7 protein-coding genes are annotated in these 6,281 nt (G+C 71.2%); all 7 read left to right on the top strand.

Features of this window, described 5'->3' with window-relative positions:
- The coding region (locus FNH08_RS52665) for a hypothetical protein (protein ID WP_228034701.1) at window positions 1-1,465 on the top strand (1,465 nt) is incomplete at its 5' end.
- A gap of 2 nt (window positions 1,466-1,467) precedes the next feature.
- Window positions 1,468-3,627 (top strand): hypothetical protein, encoded by a 2,160-nt coding sequence (locus tag FNH08_RS41955; RefSeq protein WP_407704562.1) that lies wholly within the window; start codon window positions 1,468-1,470, stop codon window positions 3,625-3,627.
- 226 nt (window positions 3,628-3,853) lie between these two features.
- Window positions 3,854-4,162 carry a hypothetical protein gene (locus tag FNH08_RS41950; RefSeq protein ID WP_152776761.1) on the top strand — a complete coding sequence of 103 codons (309 nt, stop codon included), beginning with the start codon at window positions 3,854-3,856 and terminating at the stop codon, window positions 4,160-4,162.
- Window positions 4,163-4,178: 16 nt separating this feature from the next.
- Entirely contained in the window at window positions 4,179-4,973 is a 795-nt protein-coding gene (locus FNH08_RS41945) for a deazapurine DNA modification protein DpdA family protein (RefSeq protein WP_152776760.1), read from the top strand.
- Between the two features lie 10 nt (window positions 4,974-4,983).
- Entirely contained in the window at window positions 4,984-5,154 is a 171-nt protein-coding gene (locus FNH08_RS51255; RefSeq protein ID WP_228034700.1) for a hypothetical protein, read from the top strand.
- A 3-nt stretch (window positions 5,155-5,157) separates the two neighbouring features.
- Window positions 5,158-5,604 (top strand): single-stranded DNA-binding protein, encoded by a 447-nt coding sequence (gene ssb / locus FNH08_RS41940; RefSeq protein WP_152776759.1) that lies wholly within the window; start codon window positions 5,158-5,160, stop codon window positions 5,602-5,604.
- 88 nt (window positions 5,605-5,692) lie between these two features.
- On the top strand, window positions 5,693-6,281 hold a 589-nt coding region (locus FNH08_RS41935; RefSeq protein WP_194238809.1), incomplete at its 3' end, for a bifunctional DNA primase/polymerase.

Below are 6,281 nucleotides of genomic sequence, written 5' to 3'. Positions count from 1 at the left end.
GCCCACCGCCCCCGGCGAGACACGGACGGTGGCGCACACCCCCGGCGGCATCCCCGTGCTTCCGCTGGCCCTGTCCGGCACCAACAGCGCCGTCGGCGCCGTCGGTGCCGTCGCCCTCATCGGCGGTGGCCCGACCGCCCTGGCGGTGGCCGCGAGCGGCGCCGCCATGGTCGGGGTGTCCGCCGCCGTCAGCAAACGCCGGCGTTCCGCCCGCGAGCGACGCGCCACCGGCACAGCCTCGCGCGGTTCGCGCCGTACGGGCCGCGCATCCGCCCGGCCTGGCACGTCCGGCAGCACCACGGCCGGCGGCCGAGGACGAGGCAAGGGCAGCAAGTCCCGTACCGGTGCCGGTCGTTCGAGCGGAGTGTTGAGCACCTCATCGGGGAAGCGGGGTGCGGGCAAGCACCGTTCCCGCCCCACCGGCAGCGCCGCCCGGTCGACGGGCGGACGCTCCACCGGACCGCGCTCGGGCACGGGGCGCCTCGGGCAGGTGCGGGCGCTGCGTGCGGGCAACCGAGCGCAGACGCCGACCCGTTCCGCCGCCCGACAGCAGAGCCTCGCCGCTCGCCGCGGTGTGGCCGACGCCCGTCGGGACGCCCGCGCCGCCAACCGCGCCGCCAAGACCACCGGTAAGGGCCGTGCCCGCCGCGCACTGGGCTGGACGGCAGGCAAGACCGCTTCCGGCGTGCGGGGTCTGGTCAACAAGGCCCGGACCGCCCGCGACCGGGCGGCCGACCGGCAGGTCGACGCCAACCGCGCCGCGGTACGCAAAGCGCCCGCCCGCCGTAAGGCCCGCCGGGGTCTGCTGAAGTCGGCGGCCCGCTTCCAGGGCCGCCGTCTCCTCGCTGCGCTCACCAGTGGGGCGGTGGGGGTGCTGGGATGCCTGACCACCCCGCTCGGGCGCAAGCTCGGATGGCGGTGGCTGATGCACCCCGGACGCCGCCTGTACCGGCGGCTGATGCAGTCCGCCCGCGAGCAGCGCGCCGAGCGTGACGAGCAGATCCGCTTGGAGCGGGCCGCCGACGAGGCCGCGGCCGACGCGGATCTGAACGAGATCAAGGACCGGGTGGAGCGTCCCGCCCGTCTCATCCCCCAACACGCTGGTCAGGAGGCCATTCACGTGTCTGGTTTCAAGTTCGAAGAGGCCGCCGCCGACATGGAAAACGCCGCCCGCTCCTACGAGCCGGACGGAAACATGGAAGTCCTCACGATGATCGAGAACCTTCCCCTGGCTCTTCAGTGCGTCGCCAACACCTTCCGCATCCTGGCCGAACGCTCGGACGAAGAGTTCGCCTTCGAGAAGGACGTCGCCGCCGGGTTCGACGACATCCACCGCACCCTGCTCAACGGCGTGGACGCGGCCGAGACCCTCGTGCCGCTGTTCCGGCAGGTGCACGAGCAGGACATCGCCCGCCACGAGGACCCCCGCAACGGCAGCGAGGCAGAGAAGGGCTGGAACGTCTGACCATGACGATCACCGAGGCCACCATGACCAAGCAGAACAGCAGCAAGAAGCAGGCGGAGGCCGTGAGTGGTCCGGTGTGGGACTGGGCGGCCGGTCACGGACCCGTGACCGGTGCCCTGTCCGCCACGACCGGCGCGTTCGCCGTCGCCACCACCGGCGCCGCCTCCGGCATGCCCCCTGGCTGGGCGCTCGCCGTCGGCACGGCCGGGGCCATCGGCCACACCGCCGCGGGCATCCGGCTGCGCAACGCCGGCCGCACCATCGCGGCCCGCGCCGCTTCCTGGCTGGTCGGTGCGGGGTGGACGACGTGGGCCATGACGAACGGCCCGCTGACGTGGGCCGCGCTCGGCTCGCTCGCCACCATCGGCGTCGGCATCGGCGCCGCCACCCGGTCGACGAACCTCTACGAGGAAGCCCGCGAGGAAGAGGCTCTCGCGGCCGAACAGCGGCAGATCGACGAGGCGCTGTCGGCGGAGCGGCGGGAGATCGCCGCCGAGTGGATCGACCGTATCCAGCGCGTGTGCGGCGTCACCGTGCGCGTGCTGGCGGTGGAGCGGTGGGAGGCCGGTACCGGGTTCACCATCGATGCCGAACTGCCCGGCGCGACCACGTACGAGAGGATCGCGGCTCATTCCGCGGCCCTGTCGGCGGATGCGCACCTTCCCCATGGCTGCACCGCCACCGCGCACCCTGGTATCCATCAGGGGCGCACCTTGATCGAGGTGGCCACGGTCAACGTGCTGGAGACCGAGACCACCTACCCCGCCGACTACGCCCCGCTCTCCCTGCACACGGGCATCCCGTGGGGCTACCGCTCGAATGCCGAGCAGATCCAGACGTACCTGAGGGAACAGTGCGCGCTGGTCGTCGGCCCCACCGGATCGGGCAAGACGAACATGGTCCACGTGATCCTCGCCGGGTTCGCCCGCGCGGTCGACGTGCTCACGTTCGTGATCGACCTGAACGCCGGCAGCGCGGGTCTGTCCTGGGTGCTGCCCGCCCTACAGCACCAGCCCGCCGAGGGCGAGCGGCCGATGCGGCCCGGTGTCGACTGGCTCGCGGGCACGGTCGACGAGGCACACCGGATGCTCGATGCGGTGCTGCGGATCGGCCATCAGCGCAAGATCTCCTATCAGGGGCTGATGGCGCGTGAGGACACCGACCTGTTGCCGATCGGGCCGAAGATCCCACAGATCATGCTGGTCATCGACGAGGGTGCGGAGATCCTCACCAGCACGGACAAGCCGATGAAGAAGCTCGCCGCGAAGATCCTGGAAGTGATCCGGATGCTCCGTGCCATGGGCATCCGGACCGTGCTGACCGCGCTCGGCTCCACCGGCTCCGTGCTGGGCAACCTCATGATCCGCCGTGAGGCCAAGGTGCGCGTGGCGCTCACGGGTGGTGAGAAGGAAGGCATGGACCTGGGCAAGCTGTTCCCCGGCAGCCGCGGTCTGAAAGTGGACCAGGCCCCCTACAAGGGCGCGGGGTTCATGGGCACGCCGGAGTCTCCTGCGGGGCTGTTCAAGTGCTGGCGCATCCTGCCGAGTCAGATCCGAGAGATCGTCGCCGCCACGTCCGAACGGCATCCCACCCTCGATTCCGTGTCTGCGGAGGCCGCCGGGGAGGACTACGCGCGCCGCTGGTCGCGCGACCGCATCGCCTGGATGCACGACACCGACCGCACCCCCCTCACCCCCGCGGCCGGCGACGGCACCGAGGGCGAGCCGCGGCAGGGGCTGAACCTGGCCGCGCTGCGCGAACCGCACACGGAGCAGGCGGACCGGTCGGAGGCTGACCGGCTCGTCGACGCGCTCATGGGCGAGATCGACGAACAGTTCGGCACCATCCCCGAGCCCCGTCCCGAGCAAGAGCGGGAGCGGCCGGAGCGTCCGGGGCTGAACCTGTCCGCCCTCCGTGAGGACCGGCCCTCGGCACCCGAGCCGGAGCCGGGGGGCGAGGGTGGGCCGGAGTGGCTCGCGGACGCGATCGCGGCGATTCACGATGCGGGCGCGGCGGGCATGAAGCCGTCCGCCGTTGCCGATCACGTCGGCCGGAGTCGGCAGGCGGTGCGCGAGACACTCAAAGCCGCCGCCGCGCGCGGCGAGTTGGTCTACCGGGACAACGGCCCTCACTCGGTCTACGTCCACCCCGATCACGCCTAGAACCGCTCACAGACGGCTACCGGCTACTGGCTACTGGAAAGTTGCCAGTAGCCAGTAGAACGGCCCTCTACTGGCCACCAGGGGCCGCGAGCAGGCTTTTTCGGCTTGCCAGTAGCCACTAGCCAGTAGCCACTACAACCACACACCGTCACCGACAGGCGCCCGCCCGGACACCCCGGAGCGGGCGCCTGCCATGTCCACCGGAACGGCCGGAAGGGAGCACCACATGCACCACCGCGAACCGCCCGGACACCTCGCCCACCACATCCCCGCCGACGACTACCGCCGCGCACAGGCCACCGGACAGCCGGTCGTCATCGTCGTCAACGACCCCGCCCGTACCGGCGTCCCGTGGCGCCGCTTACTGATCCCCTTCGCCATCGCCGGCGCCACCGTCGCGGGCTGCTGGGGACTGGTCGCCGCCCTGTGCGCGCTGTTCGACGCCGCCGCCCACGCCGCCACCGTCATCGCGGGCGCCGCCGGACCCATCGGCATCGGCGGCATCACGTTCAAGCTCGCCCGCGCCAAGCGCTGATCTGTAGGGAGTCGGATTGCGCTTCTACCTGACCACCCACAAACGCCACTGGGTCCGGCTGACCGACGTGCCGCTGTTCCTGAAGTCCGAGCACTTCGCCAACGCGGTCAAGCTCGATCCCGCGCGCGGTCCCTACGCCGTGGATTCCGGCGGGTTCTCGGAGCTCCAGCGCTACGGCCGCTGGACGCGCACCCCGCGTCAGTACATCGAGGACCTGCGCCGCATCTGGGAATGCGTCGGCCCCTATGACTGGGCCGCGCCACAGGACTGGATGTGCGAAGACCTCATCATCCACGGCGGCAAGGCAGGACCGCTCACCTTCGTCGGCACCCACCTCAGCGTGCGCGAACATCAGCGCCGCACCGTCGCCAACTTCCTCGAACTGCGCTCCCTCGCCCCCGATCTGCGCATAGCCCCCGTCCTGCAGGGCCGGACAGTCCCGGACTACGAGCACTGCCTGAAGCTGTACGAGAAGGCGGGTATCGACCTGCGGCGCGAGCCGACCGTGGGGCTCGGCTCCGTATGCCGGTTGCAATCCACCCGCGAGGGCGCCGCGATCGTCACCGCCATGGCCGCGCACGGCCTGAAACTGCACGGCTTCGGCTTCAAGATCCTCGGCCTGGAACGGGTCGGGCACCTGCTCACCTCCGCCGACAGTGCGGCCTGGAGTTACCACGCCCGCAAGCGGCCTCCGCTGCCTGGCCACCCGCACAAGAACTGCGCCAACTGCCTGGAGTACGCCCTGCGCTGGCGCACTCGCGTCGAGACCGCTCTACCGGCATGGCAACAGCCCCTGTTGACCGCCACCTGAAAGGAGCCCCGTGTTCGAGATCCGCGTGATCTGCGCCCCGGACGACGCCGACCGCGTCAGCCAGACCCTGGCCGCCGTGTTCGACACCGGCCCGGCTCGCCAGTACCCCACCCGCGACGGCAAGCGCACCCGCCTGTACTTCACGGCCGACCGCCAGCCCACCACACCCGAAAGCGAGTAACCCATGTCGTTCGGAGAGACCCCGATCACCATCGTCGGCAACCTGACCGCCGACCCGGAGCTGAAGTTCACCGCCTCCGGCCAGGCCCTGGCGAAGTTCACCGTCGCCTCCACCCCACGAACCTTCAACCGGGAGTCGAACCAGTGGAAGGACGGCACGTCGACGTTCTTCCGCTGTGCCGCCTGGCGCACCCTCGCCGAACACGTCGCCGAATCGCTCGGCAAGGGCTCACGGGTGGTGCTCTCGGGGCGGATCCGTCAGCACGACTGGCAGACCCCCGAGGGCGAGAACCGCTCGATGCTCGCGGTGGAGGTCGACGAGATCGGCGCGTCCCTGCGCTTCACCACCATCCAGATCAACGGCAAGCGCACCGAGAAGCCGAACGCGTCCGGCGACCCCTGGAACACCGGCGACAACCGGCCCGAGTCGGGCAACGAGCCGCCGTTCTAGCAACGCCCGGGGCGACCGCACCTCTCGCCAAAGACACGCGGTCGCCCCGGCCAACCAGTCCACAACAGACCTGTTGGAGGCATCCAGCATGACGCATGACCCACGATCCGCGCTGCTGTCCGCAGCGCTTCAAGCCGCCGCGCGCGGATGGTCCGTGATCCCGCTCCGGCCCGGCGGCAAGATGCCCGCACTGCACGGTGAAGACGCCTGCCCGCACACGGGCGAGTGCGCCGAGGGGCACCGGAAGCCGGAACAACGCGCCACCACCGACCCCGGCCGCATCCATGCCGCATGGGGCGCGCACCCGTTCAACGTCGGCATTGCCACCGGCCCGTCCGGCCTGGTCGTCGTCGACCTGGACGCGCCCAAGACGAAGGGCAGTTCGGACGCGCCTAGCGGCGCGACAAACTTCGAGGCGCTCTGCGAGCGCGCCGGAGTGCCATGGCCCGCCACCTACACGGTGCGGACGCGCGGCGGCCAGCACCTGTACTTCACCGCCCCCGACGACACCCGCCTGTCCAACAGTGCGGGCTCGCTCGCGCCGCTGGTCGACACCCGCGCGTGGGGCGGGCACGTCGTCGCCCCGGGCAGCACCGTCGACGGCGCCACCTACGAGGTGACCCACCCGGCACCGGTCGCGCCCCTGCCCGACTGGCTGTTGCACCACCTCACCACCC

This window comes from Streptomyces spongiae (assembly GCF_009377185.1).
GTDB classification, from domain to species: Bacteria; Actinomycetota; Actinomycetes; order Streptomycetales; family Streptomycetaceae; genus Streptomyces; species Streptomyces spongiae.
This window is presented reverse-complemented; position numbering and strand designations above follow the sequence as displayed.

Coding starts and splice junctions, on each gene's coding strand:
- FNH08_RS41955 (WP_407704562.1), top strand. CDS start 1,468: ATGACGATCACCGAGGCCACCATGACCAAGCAGAACAGCAGCAAGAAG.
- FNH08_RS41950 (WP_152776761.1), top strand. CDS start 3,854: ATGCACCACCGCGAACCGCCCGGACACCTCGCCCACCACATCCCCGCC.
- ssb (WP_152776759.1), top strand. CDS start 5,158: ATGTCGTTCGGAGAGACCCCGATCACCATCGTCGGCAACCTGACCGCC.